This is a genomic window from Pseudomonas asgharzadehiana (genome assembly GCF_019139815.1).
Classification (GTDB): Bacteria; Pseudomonadota; Gammaproteobacteria; order Pseudomonadales; family Pseudomonadaceae; genus Aquipseudomonas; species Aquipseudomonas asgharzadehiana.
In genome coordinates this window covers 493,695-509,581 of sequence record NZ_CP077079.1, presented here as the reverse complement: position 1 = coordinate 509,581, position 15,887 = coordinate 493,695, and the positions used below count along the sequence as shown (strand labels likewise).

Sequence of the window (15,887 nt, the reverse complement as noted above, 5' to 3'; positions counted from 1 at the left end):
GTTTTCGCCGCATAGACTGCGGCCCATGTACTACTCGACCGAAGTTAAAGAAGCCGCCAAACGTCTGTTTCTGCGCCGCTGTAAGGCCAAGGAAATTCAGGCGCAGCTCAACCTGCCCAACATCCGGATCGTTTATTACTGGATACGCCAGGGCGGATGGGAGGACATGCTGTCGGACGAAGAGCCGCTGACGGCCGTCGGCCGGCGGATCACCCTGCTCCTGGACAAAGTCGGCAGCCTGTCTAAAGACGACCTCAATGAACTGGACCGCCTGACCGTTGTTCGCGAACGCCTGCTGAAACAAGCGGCCAAGCCGGCACCGGCATCGAACGGCGACGACCTGGGCGAGCCCCAGGAACCGCGCAAGCGCTCGCGTGGCCAACGCTCCAGCCGTGGCGAAGGCGGTGAAAGGAAGAAGGAAAAGAAGGCCAAGAATGACATCAGCGGCCTGACCGAAGTCGACTTCCTGGATAAGTTCATCAGCAAGATGTACCGCTATCAGCAGGAGCTGTTTGCCGCCAAGCAAAACCCGCTGACCAGCCGGATCCGCAATATCCTCAAGAGCCGCCAGGTGGGCCTGACCTACTACTTCGCCGGCGAAGCGTTCATGGATGCGGTGCTGACTGGCGACAACCAGGTGTTCCTGTCGGCCAGCCGCTCGCAGTCGGAGATTTTCCGCAGCTACATCATCCAGTTCGCCAAACAGTGGTTCGACATCGAGCTGACCGGCAACCCGATCACGCTCAGCAACGGAGCCGAGCTGCGCTTCCTGTCGACCAACAGCAGCACCGCCCAGGGCTACCACGGCCATGTGTACGTGGATGAGTATTTCTGGATCCGCGACTTCGAAAAGCTCAGCACCGTGGCCAGCGCCATGGGTACCCACAAGAAGTGGCGCAAAACCTACTTCTCGACGCCCAGCGCTGTGTCGCACCAGGCATACCCGTTCTGGTCGGGAGAGGAGTTCCGCAACAGCAAACGCGGCAAGAAAGCCGGCGGCACCTGGCCCACCGAGGCGTCCTACACCCAGGGCGCGCTGTGCCCCGATGGTCAATGGCGCAAGACCATCACCATCCAGGATGCGATCGATGGCGGGTGCGATCTGTTCGACCTCGAGCAGCTGCAGCTGGAGTACGACGAAGACAAATTCCAGCAGCTGTTCTACTGCAAGTTCATCGATAGCAGCCAGAGCGCGTTCGGTCTCAAGGATCTGGAGCGTTGCTATTCCGACCTGTCGTTGTGGGAGGACTACAACCCGGAACTGGATCGGCCGTTCGGCAACAGTCCTGTCTGGCTGGGCTACGACCCAAGCCGCACCCGCGACGACGCCACCTGCGTGGTGGTCGCCCCACCGCTGGAACCCGGGGCGAAATTCCGCATCCTGGAAAAGCACAGCTGGCGCGGGCATTCGTTCAACTACCAGGCCGCCCAGGTCAAAAAGCTTACCGAACGCTTCAACGTGCAACACATCGGCATCGACATCACCGGTGTGGGCTATGGCGTGTTCGACCTGGTGCGCGACTTCTACCCCAAAGCCACGCCGATCCACTACAGCCTGGAGACCAAGAACCTACTGGTCCTCAAGGCCCAGGACACGATCCAGGGCAGCCGCATCGAGTGGGACGCCGGCTGGACCGACATCGCCCAGGCGTTCCTGACCATCAAGCGCGGCACCACCACCAGCGGCCAAGTCACCTACAGCGCTTCGCGCACCGACGCCACCGGCCACGCCGATATCGCCTGGTCGATCATGCACGCCCTGTTCAATGAACCCCTCAACACCAACAAGCGGCGCCGTAGCCGCTATGTCACGAGCGGAACCCATGCCCAAGCCACGACACAAAAAGCCCCAAACCAACCAACAGGCGCGACAGCCGCAGCCCATGCGGGCGTTCACCTTCGGGGAACCCGAACAGGTGCTGTCCGGCAACATCGGCGAGTACCTGGGGGTGTTTCTCAGCGACGACGGCGAGATCTACAAGCCGCCGGTGTCGCGGGCGGGCCTGGCCAAGCTGCTGCGCGCCAACGCGCACCACGGCGCCATTCCGAAGTTCAAACGCAACCTGCTGCTGCGTGAATTCATCCCGTCCGAGGGCTGCAGCACGCAGACCATGGGCCGGGCCAGTCTCGACTACATGGTGTTTGGAGAGGCGTATTTCTACCGCGACACCAACGCCTTCGGCGAAGTGCTGGAGATGCAGCACTTGCCGGCCATCAACATGCGCGTGAAGGTCGACGGAGGATTCAGGATGTTACTGCCCGACAGCAAGTATATGGACTTCGACCAGGACGAAGTCGAACACGTTCTGGACTACGACGTGGAACAAAACATCTACGGCGTACCCGACTACCTGGGCGGCCTGCAGGCGCTATTGCTCAATGAAGCCGCGACCCTCTTCCGCCGGCGCTACTACAGCAACGGTGCTCACGCGGGTTACATCTTCTACACCAACGACCCGGACCTGACCGAGGAAGACGAAGACAACCTGCGTGCCCAGATCAGCGCCAGCAAGGGCGTGGGCAACTTCCGCTCGATGTTCGTCAACATCCCCAACGGCAAGGAAAACGCGATCCAGATCATTCCCGTGGGCGACTTCCAGGCCAAGGACGAGCTGGAGAAAGTGAAGAACATCACCCGCAACGACGTGATCGCCGCCTGGCGAATGAACCCTGCCCTGGCCGGAATCATCCCGGAAAACAGCGGGGGTTTTGGGGATATCGAGAAGATCGATCGCGTGTACACCAGCAACGAGATCAGGCCGATCTGTCAGTTGTTCAACCAGTTGAACGACACGCTTCGGCGAGACAGGAAAATATCGTGGCAAGAAACCAAAACACCAGTCGATAACACTGGGCAAACGTCTTAAAGCAGCTATTTCCACTACGAAATGTGGCAAAATAGTGGCTATTGGCTGCCCTGGGGAGGGACACAATGAGAGTTGTATGCAAATGCGGGAACAAGGGCCGGATTGCTTCACGCGAAGAACTGTCGCGGGATTTTGCCAAGCTCTATTGCCAGTGCCTGGACGCAACGTGCGGGCACACGTGGGTAGCGAATTTGACGTTTTCGCACACGCTCAGCCCTTCCGCTCAATCCTACGAAAGAATGCTGTTTGATCGTTTAAGGGATATGCCCAGGGCAAAACAGCGGGAGCTATTCGACCAGCTGGGAGCGGCGTGACTCGACTAAAACGCCGACCGATACAGGCCGGCGACTAGGCTACGCCTGAAGGCAGGTGACGATTCAGCAGTAACGAATCAACTCGCTACCGACTCCTCTGGAACGGTGGCCAATGCCACGGTAAGGCGCCTTAGCTGCTGCCGGTCCTCTTCATTCAACTGCCGATACAAACCGATAAAACTACGTTCAATTTTGGAAAGGGCGAGCCATTCAAAATCGTGGGCTTCCACGCAGGCGCGTTCGTTGTTCGTGCGATCCAACATGCTAATTACTCCATGAAATGCATTGCTGAATCGACGTTATCGGGGCAGGGATTCGCTTTAGAACTGGGGAGGCCTGAATGCGATACAAGTTTTGTTACAAGTTAATTCGAGCTTTTTGCCACATCGTCAGCAATGGCTTGGACGAAGCGACGCACAGATTTTTGGTCATCGGACGGCATGCTTCGATATCGCTTTACCAGTACTTCTTCGTCCTCGGTCAGATCCCCTACAGGTTCGGGAGTCCGCACGCCTGTTATGACGTAGAGCACGTCCAGACCCACAGCATGCAAGGCTTTCAAATAGCCGGTATCAGGGCGGCGCTCATCACGCTCATAACTGCCTTGGGTGTTTCGGGTTACGCCGCCAATCTGCGCCATTTCTTCTTGTTTGAGGCCCAAACGACCTCGTTCTTCGCGCAAGCATTCGCCCGCACTTACATCTGGGAATTCTCCCGAGGACAAATTTCTCAAACTTTAGCCCCTTTACAGGACAAATAAACTGGTCATAATCAGCGCCGTACAAACACGAATCCACACGAACGCACACGAGCGAACACTATGCCCGCCACCCTTACACCCGAGCAAGCCCGGGAGGCTCTGGATCGCAAAGGGATGAGCATTGCGGAATTCTGCCGCACTCATTCACTGAATAAGAATTTGGTCAGCGACCTTTTGAACGGTCGTAAAAAAGGTCGCCGGGGGGAGGCACATCGCGCCGCCGTACTGCTCGGTATCAAAGACGGCGTGATCGCACAGTAATGGCCAGTGCACTGAGGGAACAGCAGAAGATGAAAAGTCGTGTTCTAAAGACGCGTAGGGAAGTGGTCAGCGCGATCATTTGCAGCTACTCAGGTGGCCGCGAATGTGCCGCTGCCCGGATCGGCCTGCCGCTCAAAAAGTTTGATAACCACGCTTATGAGAACAACAACTGCCGCCCATTGACCGATGCACAGATCTTCCAGTTGGAGCAGGTCACGGGCACTCAACATTTGCCCAACTATGTCGCAGCAATGTACGGCGGTATGTTCGTCCCAGTGGTCCATCCAGACAGACTGGACAACGTGGAGATGTACGCACGGGCCATGCAGAGTTCAGCCAAACAAGGAACGGTCGACCAAATCATTGCCCAGGCACTTGATGACGGGGTGATCACCGACGTTGAAGCCGAGCTGATCCAGAACGCCCATACCTTGCACATGGCCGCACGCACCGCCGAAGTGTATGCCGCGATCGATCTCTACCGCGCCAAATCGGGGAAAGCCAAATGACAACTCAAACCAATGCCCTGGACTATCAGGAATGCATGCAGAACGCCGCCCTGGCTTTCCTTGAGCGCCATCAAGCCGAACACCTGAGCGATCTGTCGGCACTGCTGAACCGTGCCATCAACCACCTGGTGAACAGCTTCGACGTAGCAGAATCGGTTGCAACCAAACTGGCTTCCCTTGCCCACGTTGAGTTAATGGAAATCGCTTTCCGTCAGCGTCTCATCTTGGACCACAGCACGGAGACCGTTGTGGTTATCCGCGATCCAGTCAAAGGGCACTGCTGGTCTGTGCCTGTCAGCCTGATCTATCAACGCGTCCTGAACACCCCGGACAACGTCCGTCTGCGCTCCGCGCACTCGTAACACCCAATCCAAACCAAACGCCGGCCCCACGTCTTGTGGGTTTGGGTGAACTGCGCCCGAAGTCGAGGTTTCACGATGGTAAACGCCGTAATTGTCACCACTCAACTGCCCCCGGCCGAGGCCGAAGCGTTGCTGGCCGCGCTGCGTGAACAGTACCGCTTGAGCCTCAATGAACATTGGTACGACGACCAATTCCGCTTTGTAGCGGACGGTCTTCGCCACGGCGCAATCCTCGCCCACGTTCCGGTAATGGCAGCACAAAAACGCCTAATGGCCGCGCTCTCTCACAGCTTAAAAGCAGCGAAATAATGTCAATGATGAATGAAGATATCCGCACCCAACTACTGCAGCGGCTGGAAGATGACTTCGGCCTGAAGCTACGTGTAGGCACGAATTACATGCGGGGCGGGGTTTGCCCGGCCTGCAACAAGAAAGAGCTGTATGCCCGCCACGACAAGCCCTGGCAGATCCGCTGCGGCCGGCCGGAGCGCTGCGGCCATATCGAGCACGTCAAAGAAATCTATGAAGACCTGTTTGAGGACTGGAGCAAGCGCGCGCCGGCTACTGACAACGATCCGACCATTACCGCACGCGCTTACTTGGAGTTTGCTCGTGGTTTGAATGCCGGAGCTATGACCGGTTGGTTCACCCAAGAGAACTACGTCAACCACGAGACAAACGAGTCTAGTGCCACGATTCGATTCCCCCTGCCGAACGGTGGTTACTGGGAACGCCTGATCGATCGCCCTTCCCGCTTCGGAAAGATGAAAGCCCGATTCAAGCCCAAATATAGCGCCCAGGGCGAGTTGTGGTGCCCGCCGAGCGTGGACCTGGCCAAGGTCAAAGAGCTGTGGATTGTCGAGGGCATCTTCGACGCCACCGCCCTGGTGCAAAACGACGTCGATGCGGTGTCGGCTATGTCCAGTGTGAACTTCCCATTGGAAGCGTTGAAACATTTGGTCGAGCAGCGCCCGGGCAACCTGCCCACTTTGGTCTGGGCCCTGGACAACGAGCCAACTGCTCGCGGCTACCTGCTGCGCTGGGTCAAACAGGCACGTGAAATGGGCTTCATCTGTAAGGCAGCGCTGATTCCCCAGCGGGATAAGAAAGTCGACTGGAACGACCTGCACCAGCGCTGGCAGTTCGAAGAAGAAGGTAAAGCGCGCAATGACAAGCGCAAGCGTGACCTGGATGCCGCGCGCCATGAGGGTGACTTGCTACTGGCCCCCTCGCCGAAAGAAAAGGCGCTGCTCATGTACACCTGGGAGGAAGGTTTCCCAGAGTTCGCTTTTGACTTCGGCAACCAAACCTACTGGGCCAAGTTCGATTTGTCGAAGCTCGAGGAAGAACAAAAGGCACTGGCAACCAGCGAAGACCATGAGGATCAACAGCTCAACGACAAGGCTGCACGCCGCAAGGTGCTGCAGAACGTCTGCAGCTTGAAGCTCTTGGCCAACTGCCGTTTTGAGGCGCTGTACAAGCAGGTGAACGACGTCACCAACGAGGCGTGGTTTTACTTCCAGGTGTTGGGGATCCACGACGACCATGGCGAGAATTACACGTTCACGCCGAAGCAAATCTCCTCAAGCAGCGAGTTTAAGACCCGCTTGATGTATTCGGGCGCGACCTGGCTGGGCACTCAGAAGCACCTGGACCAGATCATTATCCGTCAAACCGAACGCCTGAAAACCGTCGAGACCATCGACTTCCTGGGCTACAGCCGCGATCACAAGGCGTACATCTTCAACGACATCGCTATCCACGGCGGGTCTATTTACAAGGCCAACGACGAGGACTATTTCGAGTTTGGAAAGCAGCGGGTCAAATGCCTGATGAAGTCGGTAAAAATCAAAATGGCCTTGGACAGTAAGGGCTATCGCGAAGACTGGCTGCCGAACCTATGGACTGTCTTTGGCGAGAATGGGGTTCTCGCCCTCACGTATTGGTTTGGCTCGCTGTTTGCCGAGCAGATCCGGGCCGAACATGAGAGCTTTCCGTTCCTGGAAATGTCGGGTGAGCCCGATTCGGGCAAAACCACGCTGATCAAGTTCATCTGGAAGCTCTTCGGGCGGACCTACGAGGGTTTCGATCCGGCCAAAAGTTCGTTCTCAGGCTTGAGCCGAGCAATGGGCCAGGTGGCCAACCTGCCATTGGTGCTTCTTGAGGCCGACCGAAACACCAACGAGGACAATACCAAGGCCTTCGAGTGGGACCAGTTCAAGGACTTCTATGGCGGCGGCACCCTGCGTACCCGGGGCGTCAAGTCCAACAGCAACGATACCTACGAACCGCCGTTTCGCGCGTCCATCGTAATCGCTCAGAACGCCATCGTTACCGGCCACGAAGCGATCATCAGCCGTATCGTCCGCTTGCCGTTTCTCAAGCCGGTGATCACCGACAAGAGCCGCAAGGCTGCTGATGCAATTGTTCAGACCGAGCTGGAGCACGTCAGCCACTTCATGGTGAAGGCAATGCGCGCCGAGCCGCTGGTGCTCAAGCGCTTCGCGGAACTGTATCCCCAATACCGCGCCGAGCTTTGGGCCAGCCGTAATCTGGCATCCGATCGGGTCATCAAGAACCACAGCATGATGCTGGCCCTGCTGGACTGCCTACAGCTCGTCATCGCAATCCCGGACCACATGGTCCAGGCCTGCCGCAAATACCTTCTGAAAGCAGCCAACGAGCGCCAGGCGGCGATCAGCACCGATCCGAAGGAAGTGAACGAGTTTTGGCAGGTGTTTGATTACCTGGAATCGCTGCCCTCGGCCCCGATGGTCAACCACAGCAAAAAGCCTGGCTTGATCGCCATCAATCTTAACCAGTTCGCCGAGGTCGCCCTGGAGCACCGCCAGCGCATTCCGGACCTGGCAGTGCTGCGCCGACTGCTCAAAGACTGCCGTGCTCACCATTGCTTGGACACTCAGAAACGCGTGGAAAGCGCGATCCGTGCACGTCAGCAGGATATGGCGCCGACTGCTCACATCCCGTCGACCATGCGTTGCTTCATCTTTCGGGAGTGACCGCGATGCACATTCAATTGATTGTTGAGCGGGAACAGAACAACGCGGCCGAGGAGATCCGCCGGGTCAACGCGGTAATGGTTCAACTGGGCTACGAGGGCAAAACCGTATTTGCCGAAGCCTACGGCGCCGACGGCCTCGTCCAGATACTTGAGGTTCGGGCCACCGGTGGGCAGAGCGAGATTTTCGTTATGGACTGCACCCGGGAACAAGTGCAAGCCGTGCTGGAGTGGCAGTCCTGCAACGACGAAGGGGAGTTTGAAGACCTGGTTATTCACCTGGTGCGAAAGGCATGAGCCTAAGAACCGGACCGGACACCGGCTACGCCGGCAAATGAAGGGCACCGAGGAGTTACAGCTCCCCGGTACCAACCACCACTGAGGGCAACACCATGCAAGCACAGCACCAAAGCAGCAGCGATCCGAAGGCTATCACAGTGCCGGCGGAAGGGCTGCAGGCGGCGCGCCATCTGATGGCCATCCGCATCGTCGGTACCGCGCTTTTCGATTACCAGGTCAACAAGACGCCCGACGCCCGGGTCCGCCTCGAGGCAGTCACCACCATGGCCCACCTGCAAGGCGATCTCACTGCAGGTGAACGAGCATTTGTGTCCCAGTTGCTGGCCAACCAATAGCTCCAGCAGTCTGCGTCCCAACTTCTAACAATCATGCCCCGGCTGCAGCGCTAGACTGCCCGGGGTGCTTCAGCTTATAGAGGGCTAGCAATGAACTCCCGATCGGACAACGTCCTGGTATTCACCGACCTGCAGCGCATCACCGGCTACCAACGCCGGTCTGATGTTGAACGCTCGCTGATCGACCAGGGCGTTCGCCTGTTCCGCGGCCGAACTGGGCCATGGACAACACTGGACCTTATCAACCAAGCCGCAGGCATGAAGCCTGTCGCTGCAGAGCGGTACGACGCCGATATCTTATGAGGAAAGCAAGGAAGCGGAAGCACAATCCGCACATTCCCGCTCACATTGACCAGGCCGCTCTCCCAGCGGCCGTTTACTTTGATCAGCGAAACGAAGGGGTTTGGTACTCCCTTCATCGTGACGAGACGGGCACACAGCGCCGGCGCAACATTGCGCCTGCTAGCGTTTCGCTAGCAGAGCTACACCAAATCATGGACGAGGCGACCAACGTCGATCGGGGAACGCTCCGCTACGTCTGCACACAGTTCCACCTGAGCGACCGCTATAAAAAACTCGCTCCTAAAACCCACAACGACTACTGCTACTCACGCGATGTTCTGCTGAGTATTCCCACAAAATTGGGCAAGCCGCTCGGCGATCTGGCCGTGAAGAAATTCACCGCTGCCTTGGTGCAACGCATTGTCGATCGGATCGCCGACGAAGGTACGCCTTCAAAAGCGGCGCATGCTCTGCGTTATTTACGGCGCGTACTGCAGTGGGGACGCAACAGGGGATTCCTTGAGGTGAACCCGGCCTCGGGCGTCGAGGCGCCTATTGAGCGGAAGCAACGCAGATTGCCACGGTTGAACGTTATGGACGTCCTCATTGATCGCGCGACAGCGCGCGGACGCCTGGCGCGCAATGAGCCAGGCGGTTGCCCCGATTACCTGGCAAGCGTGATGGAGTTAGCCTACCTTTGTCGACTGCGCGGCATCGAGGTTGTGACACTCACGGACGCGAACGAATTGCAGGAGGGGATTCTGACCAATCGGCGCAAAGGCAGTCGGGACAATATTGTCCGATGGACGCCCCGACTGCGCAGCGTGTGGGAAGGTGCAAAAGCTCTACGCGCAAGGGTTTGGGAGCGCCGTAAAACGCCTATTCCAATGGCGGCGTCAAAACGATTTATCATCGTAGCCAGCCACGGCGGCCCCCTTCTTAAAACGAGCCTAGACACAGCGTGGCAACGCTTCATAACTTTAGCGATAGCAGACGGGGATATCGATCAGGAAGACCGTTTTGCCTTACACGATCTAAAGCGGCGGGGTATAACAGACACTGTAGGTACGCGGGCAGAAAAACAGGAAGCCAGCGGGCATCGTGATTCTAAAATGATGGATGTATACGACTATAGTCTTCCACTAGTCGCTCCTTCAGGCGATTAGAAAATGGACTATCTTAAGCACGGTCAGACTCCTGAAGTAGTCTGGTGAGTTCTCCTAACTCTTGGAAGCCAAATCACTAGCCTTTTGGAAAGGTTTAAACAACAAGGATATAAAATGAGAATAATTATTCAGCCTCATCAGAGCTCCGATGAAGATTTCGGCCCCGATCTATTTGGCCGCAAACCTTTTGGTGATGCTCTCGCAAACATAGTAAAAAATTCAATTGACCCGCTGGTCATCAGCCTTGATGGTAATTGGGGCGAGGGGAAGTCAACCTTTGTAAAGGCTTGGCAGAAGACCCTCGACAAAGAGGATGTACCTAATATATATATTGACGCTTTCGCATCAGATTACGTAGACGATGCTTTTATGGTCGTTGCAGGAGCCATAACTGAATATGTATCAACACATGCACCTGAAAAAAAATCTAGAGAGTTCGTTGACAAAGCTAAAAATGTTGGCGCACACGTTCTCTCGCTAAGTGCGAAAATTGGAATTCGAGCAATATCGGCCGGTGTAATAAAAGAAAGCGATCTTCAGGAATTTACAAAGATAGGAGATGACATATCTAAAGATATTAGCTCAAGCGCTGAAAAATACATTAAGGACAGATTGATAAATCATAAAGCGGAACGTCAATCCATCGAACACTTTAAATTATTCTTATCAACAATTCCTGCGAGCCTAAAGGTACCATCCGAAAGCCCACTGACCGTCATCATTGACGAACTGGATCGTTGCCGGCCGTCCTTTGCCGTAGAAATGCTGGAGAAAATAAAACACCTTTTCTCTGTTCCGAATGTCAACTTTCTATTAGTTATAAATAAAGCTCAGCTGCAAGAGTCTATAAAATCTACCTATGGCGTAAACATCAACGCCCATACTTATCTTCAAAAATTCATTACAATTGAAGCTACGCTACCGAAGAAGAGAGGTCGAGATGGCGATATAGATAAATATTGCCATTACTTAATAAAACAATATGATCTACCATCTAGTTCATGGTCGGAGTATCTCAGGGCTATTGGCACGCAGTTAAATTGTTCTCTGCGAGAGCTGGAAAGAGTTTTTTCAAACATTGCAATAATGCTAATGACGGAAAAGCCAGAGACGGAAGTACAGGAAGCATTAATTTCGTCAGTTTGCATGATGAAAGTCATGCGACCAGGAGTTTTCGAAAAGCTCGTAGAAGGTAAGGCAACCATTTTAGATGTCCAAGAGGCATTCAAATACTATCCGGACCCTAAAAGTGATAATTACGTAATGGAGCACGTTATAAAATGCTTCCATGCCTGCCTCATTTCTGAAGCAGAACTCGCCCTTCTTGACGACCAAGACGAGATCAAACGAATGGCTCGCTACTGGCGCAATAGATCTAAAGTCGTTGAACTCATGTCGCAAAGACTGAATAGTTTTTCAGCTAGATAAGCATTGATACCTGTCTGCCACTGGTCGAAAAATCTTATATTGACGATCAGTGCAGCTGTCTTCGCGCTGACTTGCAGGGCAGCCTCGAAGTCAAATTTTTTTTTCAAATCGCTGCCAATCCCACGTAACAAACCTCCTCATATGCTTTATTCCTTTGGGTTTCAGGGACATCACACGTAACAAGAAAATTGATAACCCATTGATTCTCATGTTTAAAGCAGCTTCCTTGTAATCAGTAGGTCCCGGGTTCGACTCCTGGTGCCGGCACCACATTAGGCTCCATTGCATTCCACCGAATGCTCTGGAAGCCCCGAAAACCCGCCCTTTGGCGGGTTTTTTCGTTCCAGGACCCTCCGTCGGGATCCAACAAAATCCCCCTTCCCCGAGGGTATGTTAGGGGTACTGCGATTTCCCGGTCAGGAGCGCGTACCCCCTATGCCACGTCTAGCGATCCCCCTCAGCGACCTGCAATGCCGCACGGCCAAAGCCCGCGAACGCGCCTACAAACTGTTCGACGGCCGAGGCATGTACCTTTTCGTCAAACCCAATGGCGTGAAGACCTGGCGCTTGAAGTACACCAAGCCCAGCGGCAAGGAAGGCACGCTCATCATCGGCAATTACCCCATCGTTACCCTTTCCGTCGCACGACGTAAGCGAGACGAAGCCAAGGCGTTGCTGCTCGACAACCTCGACCCAATGGAAGAAAAGAAGAAGGCCAAGATCGTAGCCCAACGGGCGGCACTGCTTTTCGAAACCGTTGCTCTGGAGTGGCACGCCGACATGTCCCGTCGCTGGACCGAAGGACACGCAAAAACCGTGATGAGCCGACTGCGCACCCACGTCTTCCCGCTGATCGGCCAACGCCCCATCGCCGAACTCGATACCCACGACCTGCTAGAGATCACCCAGCGCATCAAGGAACGCGGCACCATGGATGTGGCGTTAAGGGTACAGAACTACTTATCCACCATCATGCGCGGGGCCAAAAGGGCTCGGCAGATCACCATGAATCCTGCCCTCGATCTGGCAGGCTCGATTCACGCGCCGCGCACAGTCCATCGCCCGGCCCTCTCCCTCAACCGCCTACCCGAACTGCTGCACCGTATCGACAACTACAACGGCCGCGAACTGACGCGCCTCGCCGTCCTGTTGACGTTGCATGTATTCGTCCGCTCCAGCGAGCTGCGCTTCGCTCGATGGAGTGAGTTCGACCTCCAACGCGCCATGTGGGAAATCCCCGATACTCGCGCACCGATTGAAGGGGTACGCAACTCCACACGCGGGACCAAGATGAACGGCGACATTCAAATGGTTCCGTTATCGCCGCAGGTCATCGAAATACTGGAGCGCCTGCGCAGCCTCAGTCGCTTTTCAGAGTTGGTGCTACCGGGCGACCACAAGTACTGGAAGCCCATGTCCGAGAACACAGTGAACACCATGCTCCGCAACGTCGGCTATGACACCAGTAAGGACGTGTGCGGCCACGGCTTCAGGACCATGGCCTGTAGCGCCCTGCTTGAGTCCGGGTTATGGACCGACGCAGCCATCGAAAGACAAATGAGCCACAAGGAACGCAACCGCGTGCGCGCCGCGTATATCCACAAGGCCGAATTCCTCGAGCAGCGCAGGCTGATCATGGCGTGGTGGAGCAACTACATCGACGCCAACCGCCATGGGCATGTGACGCCCCACGAATTCGCTCACCCGGTCGGCGACAACATTACCGCCCTACAAAATAGCCGTGGCGCATCCAAACGTGGGTAAGCCAATAAGATCACCGCAGTCCGCCCTTCCACGCGGGTCCATCCAAGCGGGGCTGCAAAGCCGCCCTGCTTGGATGGACCTCATTTAAAAAATCTAAAGCCCACGCAAATTGTCTGTGGAAAACCATAGATTTCCACCGGTGGATAATTTCATCCACAGCCGCAGAGTTCCCGAAAATTCGAGCCTTGACCCAAATTATCCACAGGCGTAGAAAAGATCGGGCAAAGCGCTGTCGTTGACAGCAACCCAGGTAGCCAGAACCTTTAAGGCTACGCCACACCGTGGTGGTTCTCCCAAAGTGCGATTAGCGTCCGGCGGCTCGCACGGTCACAGCGATGTGATGGATGCCTACTTTTACCAGTGTGCCCACTGCGGCAACTTCCCCCTTTCATATCTGCCCTGCAGCAACCTATCCGTTTGGCCATTTCATTGCGCCAACCTGCGCCCGTCTCTTTCTCCCGGAAAGAGACGGGCGCTCCTACCGCCGCTGCAGCCCAACTCGTACAAGGCTTTGCGGCATTCCCCCTCGTGACAATCGGCGTGACAAACACCGAAAAGTCACCAGCAACAGCGATGCAGATGATGGTGCCGCAGCCCACGGAATGGACTGCACCTGACTGACAGTCAGGCACGCCCGGTCATCGCTTCACTGCCTTCACCTGACTCAAGATCTCGCGGCGTCGGTCTCGTCAGCCAATGCAGCCTCCACCCGCCCACCGGTAACGGTGTTCAGGAGGCCAGATCATGAGATGCCCAAGCGCCCGGTCGTAAGGAGCCGCAAGTCCCGCGTTAGTGGACAACCCTCACAGGTCGCAGGGGCCTTGATCCCTGATAACACTCAACATTCTTGGCGGGATGACGTGGGGAAAGTTTTAAAAGTTTTGGCTTCGAGAGGAGTTCGATCATGGCACTGGTGGGCAGGCGAGACGGACGCAATTTTGGCTACGGTCGGCAGTTGAGCTATGCCGGGCCAAAGGCCTTGAAAGATCTGTTTGGCGGCGGGCATTACGGCACGGTCAAAGCACACAGGGATCGCTGGCAGGCGTTTGTGCGCTGGTGTCGGTCGGAAGATGGATCCAGGTTTAACGATGCTCGTCAGATTGTTCGGCAGACTTTGCTGGATTACGCCAGACATCTGCGGCAAGTTGAACAAGGTGAGCTCGCCATCGCCACCGCGCAAAACCGATTGTCCAGCGTGAACCGAACCATGGCGGCCCTTCGAGGTGATCAATATGTGAAAGTGACGAGCCCGAGCAAGGCATTGAGGATGCAACGAACCGGTATTCGCCGCTCGGCACCTCAAGGCCAAGACCGCGAACTTGTGAAGCGGTTAGTCGACGCTCTCTGCGAGCACCAGATGCCACGTGCTGCTGCCATCGCTCAATTGGCTCGCGCCATTGGCATACGCTTGCATGAGGCCATCTTGGCTGACCTTCCACGGCTATGCCGGGAGGCTAAAGACCTCGGCAAGATCAGCATTCAGGACGGTACCAAAGGCGGCCGTGCCGGTATTTCAGCGTCTCGCTGGATTGCGGTAGATCAGCATGTTCGCGATGCGCTTGGATTTGCGGCGCAGGTTTCGCCAGTGGGTAGCCGAAACCTGATTGCACCAAATGAACGCTTTCTGAACGTTCTGCAGGACATCGTCCGCCCCTCGAGGGACATTCTCCATGCACACAACCTCAAAGGTTTTCATGAACTGCGAGCTGCTTACGCATGTGAGCGCTATGAGCGGATTACCCAGCACCGAGCGCCTATCAATGGCGGTCGATGCTGCGAGATAGATAGGTACCTTGATCGTAATGCCCGAAAGAAAATCAGCTATGAGCTGGGGCACGGTCGGATCGATGTGGTCGCTGCCTATATCGGTGGGTAGCATGAGTAAGCCATTCGATATGGAGCTGTTCCTGGCTGGCGTGCTGACCGGCTCGCACGCGACCTGGCAACGCCATTTGCACCAGGCGAAAATCATTCAGGCTGAAATCGCAGCACGCTGGCAGCGAGAAACACCTTGGGGTTGGCAGAGAAAGCATGTGGCTTGGTTTCTAGAACACCGACTGAGCCAACGGAGTGAGGCAACGCGGTATTACTACATGCTGACGATTCGACTGCTCGCTCGACGTCTAAAAACGTCATGGGTTTTCAATCTCTGAGTGGAGCCTGATCCAAATGGTCACGACCGATAACTATACGCGGCGGTCTTTGCTTCATCTGCACACTCCTCCTGCCTATACAGGAATTACGATGTTGCCGTTGACCAATTGAATCCGCCGCCAACTTCAGCCGTTTGGTAATAGGCGGAAACCAGCCAGAAACGGACATTGGTCAGCAATGCTAAGGCGGTCGTGGACCACTTCTAGCTGCCATGAGGCTATCTCAGAGGTTTAAAAGGCAAAAGGCAAGGATCGCTACTATGCTGATGTATCAGGCGGCAGCAAGTCTGAGCGCAGCTGGTAATCTCATGGCCATCGTCAGAAGCACTGGGCTGTCGCGCCCAGTGTTTCATTCGAGAAAAACGGT

The 15,887-nt window shown here is 55.8% G+C and carries 18 protein-coding genes; 16 read left to right on the top strand and 2 right to left on the bottom strand.

What is annotated here, in order from left to right; all coding sequences use genetic code 11:
- Nucleotides 1-25 precede the first annotated feature (25 nt).
- From KSS96_RS02300 to KSS96_RS02290, 3 genes are all read left to right on the top strand, one after another.
- Nucleotides 26-2,077 carry a terminase large subunit domain-containing protein gene (locus KSS96_RS02300; protein ID WP_217855647.1) on the top strand — a complete coding sequence of 684 codons (2,052 nt, stop codon included), beginning with the start codon at nucleotides 26-28 and terminating at the stop codon, nucleotides 2,075-2,077.
- Nucleotides 1,989-2,867: a phage portal protein gene (locus KSS96_RS02295; protein ID WP_217856437.1), complete on the top strand. Its 879-nt coding sequence runs from the start codon at nucleotides 1,989-1,991 to the stop codon at nucleotides 2,865-2,867. Before KSS96_RS02300 ends, KSS96_RS02295 begins: the two co-directional genes overlap by 89 nt.
- A gap of 65 nt (nucleotides 2,868-2,932) precedes the next feature.
- Entirely contained in the window at nucleotides 2,933-3,181 is a 249-nt protein-coding gene (locus KSS96_RS02290; RefSeq protein WP_071483122.1) for an ogr/Delta-like zinc finger family protein, read from the top strand.
- Between the two features lie 77 nt (nucleotides 3,182-3,258).
- On the opposite strand, the gene KSS96_RS02285 is transcribed toward KSS96_RS02290, so the two are convergent.
- The gene (locus KSS96_RS02285; protein ID WP_217855645.1) at nucleotides 3,259-3,444 is read right to left on the bottom strand and encodes a hypothetical protein; all 186 of its coding nucleotides are present in this window, start codon (nucleotides 3,442-3,444) and stop codon (nucleotides 3,259-3,261) included.
- A gap of 101 nt (nucleotides 3,445-3,545) precedes the next feature.
- A complete protein-coding gene (locus KSS96_RS02280) occupies nucleotides 3,546-3,842 on the bottom strand; it encodes a helix-turn-helix domain-containing protein (protein ID WP_439653343.1) in 297 nt (98 codons plus the stop codon).
- Between the two features lie 159 nt (nucleotides 3,843-4,001).
- Between KSS96_RS02280 and KSS96_RS02275 the strand changes: the two genes are divergently transcribed.
- The 13 genes from KSS96_RS02275 to KSS96_RS02220 all read left to right on the top strand — a co-directional run bounded on the left by KSS96_RS02275 (nucleotide 4,002) and on the right by KSS96_RS02220 (nucleotide 15,520).
- Nucleotides 4,002-4,202, top strand: a complete 201-nt coding sequence (locus KSS96_RS02275; RefSeq protein WP_112192977.1) for a DNA-binding protein — start codon at nucleotides 4,002-4,004, stop codon at nucleotides 4,200-4,202.
- Between the two features lie 29 nt (nucleotides 4,203-4,231).
- Nucleotides 4,232-4,711 carry a YmfL family putative regulatory protein gene (locus KSS96_RS02270; protein WP_304650867.1) on the top strand — a complete coding sequence of 160 codons (480 nt, stop codon included), beginning with the start codon at nucleotides 4,232-4,234 and terminating at the stop codon, nucleotides 4,709-4,711.
- Nucleotides 4,708-5,073 carry a hypothetical protein gene (locus KSS96_RS02265; RefSeq protein ID WP_095014317.1) on the top strand — a complete coding sequence of 122 codons (366 nt, stop codon included), beginning with the start codon at nucleotides 4,708-4,710 and terminating at the stop codon, nucleotides 5,071-5,073. The genes KSS96_RS02270 and KSS96_RS02265 overlap by 4 nt, the downstream gene beginning before the upstream one ends.
- Before the next feature lie 75 nt (nucleotides 5,074-5,148).
- Nucleotides 5,149-5,382 carry a hypothetical protein gene (locus KSS96_RS27915; protein ID WP_095014316.1) on the top strand — a complete coding sequence of 78 codons (234 nt, stop codon included), beginning with the start codon at nucleotides 5,149-5,151 and terminating at the stop codon, nucleotides 5,380-5,382.
- 8 nt (nucleotides 5,383-5,390) lie between these two features.
- Nucleotides 5,391-8,093, top strand: coding sequence for a toprim domain-containing protein (locus KSS96_RS02260; protein ID WP_439653350.1), 2,703 nt, complete (start codon nucleotides 5,391-5,393; stop codon nucleotides 8,091-8,093).
- 5 nt (nucleotides 8,094-8,098) lie between these two features.
- Nucleotides 8,099-8,389: a hypothetical protein gene (locus KSS96_RS02255; RefSeq protein WP_217855639.1), complete on the top strand. Its 291-nt coding sequence runs from the start codon at nucleotides 8,099-8,101 to the stop codon at nucleotides 8,387-8,389.
- Between the two features lie 95 nt (nucleotides 8,390-8,484).
- Nucleotides 8,485-8,727, top strand: coding sequence for a hypothetical protein (locus KSS96_RS02250; RefSeq protein WP_217855637.1), 243 nt, complete (start codon nucleotides 8,485-8,487; stop codon nucleotides 8,725-8,727).
- A gap of 90 nt (nucleotides 8,728-8,817) precedes the next feature.
- Nucleotides 8,818-9,030, top strand: a complete 213-nt coding sequence (locus KSS96_RS02245; protein WP_217855635.1) for a hypothetical protein — start codon at nucleotides 8,818-8,820, stop codon at nucleotides 9,028-9,030.
- Nucleotides 9,027-10,175, top strand: coding sequence for a site-specific integrase (locus tag KSS96_RS02240; RefSeq protein WP_217855633.1), 1,149 nt, complete (start codon nucleotides 9,027-9,029; stop codon nucleotides 10,173-10,175). Before KSS96_RS02245 ends, KSS96_RS02240 begins: the two co-directional genes overlap by 4 nt.
- 114 nt (nucleotides 10,176-10,289) lie before the next feature.
- Nucleotides 10,290-11,603, top strand: coding sequence for a KAP family P-loop NTPase fold protein (locus tag KSS96_RS02235; RefSeq protein WP_217855631.1), 1,314 nt, complete (start codon nucleotides 10,290-10,292; stop codon nucleotides 11,601-11,603).
- Between the two features lie 435 nt (nucleotides 11,604-12,038).
- A complete protein-coding gene (locus KSS96_RS02230; RefSeq protein ID WP_217855630.1) occupies nucleotides 12,039-13,367 on the top strand; it encodes a tyrosine-type recombinase/integrase in 1,329 nt (442 codons plus the stop codon).
- Nucleotides 13,368-14,271: 904 nt separating this feature from the next.
- Nucleotides 14,272-15,243 (top strand): integrase domain-containing protein, encoded by a 972-nt coding sequence (locus KSS96_RS02225; RefSeq protein ID WP_217855628.1) that lies wholly within the window; start codon nucleotides 14,272-14,274, stop codon nucleotides 15,241-15,243.
- Between the two features lies 1 nt (nucleotide 15,244).
- The gene (locus KSS96_RS02220) at nucleotides 15,245-15,520 is read left to right on the top strand and encodes a hypothetical protein (protein WP_217855626.1); all 276 of its coding nucleotides are present in this window, start codon (nucleotides 15,245-15,247) and stop codon (nucleotides 15,518-15,520) included.
- Nucleotides 15,521-15,887: the final 367 nt, after the last annotated feature.

What these genes read in the sequence shown, in the direction of transcription:
- KSS96_RS02265 (WP_095014317.1), top strand. Translation starts at nt 4,708, where the DNA reads ATGACAACTCAAACCAATGCCCTGGACTATCAGGAATGCATGCAGAAC.
- KSS96_RS02255 (WP_217855639.1), top strand. Translation starts at nt 8,099, where the DNA reads ATGCACATTCAATTGATTGTTGAGCGGGAACAGAACAACGCGGCCGAG.
- KSS96_RS27915 (WP_095014316.1), top strand. Translation starts at nt 5,149, where the DNA reads ATGGTAAACGCCGTAATTGTCACCACTCAACTGCCCCCGGCCGAGGCC.
- KSS96_RS02220 (WP_217855626.1), top strand. Translation starts at nt 15,245, where the DNA reads ATGAGTAAGCCATTCGATATGGAGCTGTTCCTGGCTGGCGTGCTGACC.
- KSS96_RS02290 (WP_071483122.1), top strand. Translation starts at nt 2,933, where the DNA reads ATGAGAGTTGTATGCAAATGCGGGAACAAGGGCCGGATTGCTTCACGC.
- KSS96_RS02300 (WP_217855647.1), top strand. Translation starts at nt 26, where the DNA reads ATGTACTACTCGACCGAAGTTAAAGAAGCCGCCAAACGTCTGTTTCTG.
- KSS96_RS02270 (WP_304650867.1), top strand. Translation starts at nt 4,232, where the DNA reads ATGAAAAGTCGTGTTCTAAAGACGCGTAGGGAAGTGGTCAGCGCGATC.
- KSS96_RS02230 (WP_217855630.1), top strand. Translation starts at nt 12,039, where the DNA reads ATGCCACGTCTAGCGATCCCCCTCAGCGACCTGCAATGCCGCACGGCC.
- KSS96_RS02240 (WP_217855633.1), top strand. Translation starts at nt 9,027, where the DNA reads ATGAGGAAAGCAAGGAAGCGGAAGCACAATCCGCACATTCCCGCTCAC.
- KSS96_RS02225 (WP_217855628.1), top strand. Translation starts at nt 14,272, where the DNA reads ATGGCACTGGTGGGCAGGCGAGACGGACGCAATTTTGGCTACGGTCGG.
- KSS96_RS02245 (WP_217855635.1), top strand. Translation starts at nt 8,818, where the DNA reads ATGAACTCCCGATCGGACAACGTCCTGGTATTCACCGACCTGCAGCGC.
- KSS96_RS02235 (WP_217855631.1), top strand. Translation starts at nt 10,290, where the DNA reads ATGAGAATAATTATTCAGCCTCATCAGAGCTCCGATGAAGATTTCGGC.
- KSS96_RS02250 (WP_217855637.1), top strand. Translation starts at nt 8,485, where the DNA reads ATGCAAGCACAGCACCAAAGCAGCAGCGATCCGAAGGCTATCACAGTG.
- KSS96_RS02260 (WP_439653350.1), top strand. Translation starts at nt 5,391, where the DNA reads ATGAATGAAGATATCCGCACCCAACTACTGCAGCGGCTGGAAGATGAC.
- KSS96_RS02275 (WP_112192977.1), top strand. Translation starts at nt 4,002, where the DNA reads ATGCCCGCCACCCTTACACCCGAGCAAGCCCGGGAGGCTCTGGATCGC.
- KSS96_RS02285 (WP_217855645.1), bottom strand. Translation starts at nt 3,444, where the DNA reads ATGTTGGATCGCACGAACAACGAACGCGCCTGCGTGGAAGCCCACGAT.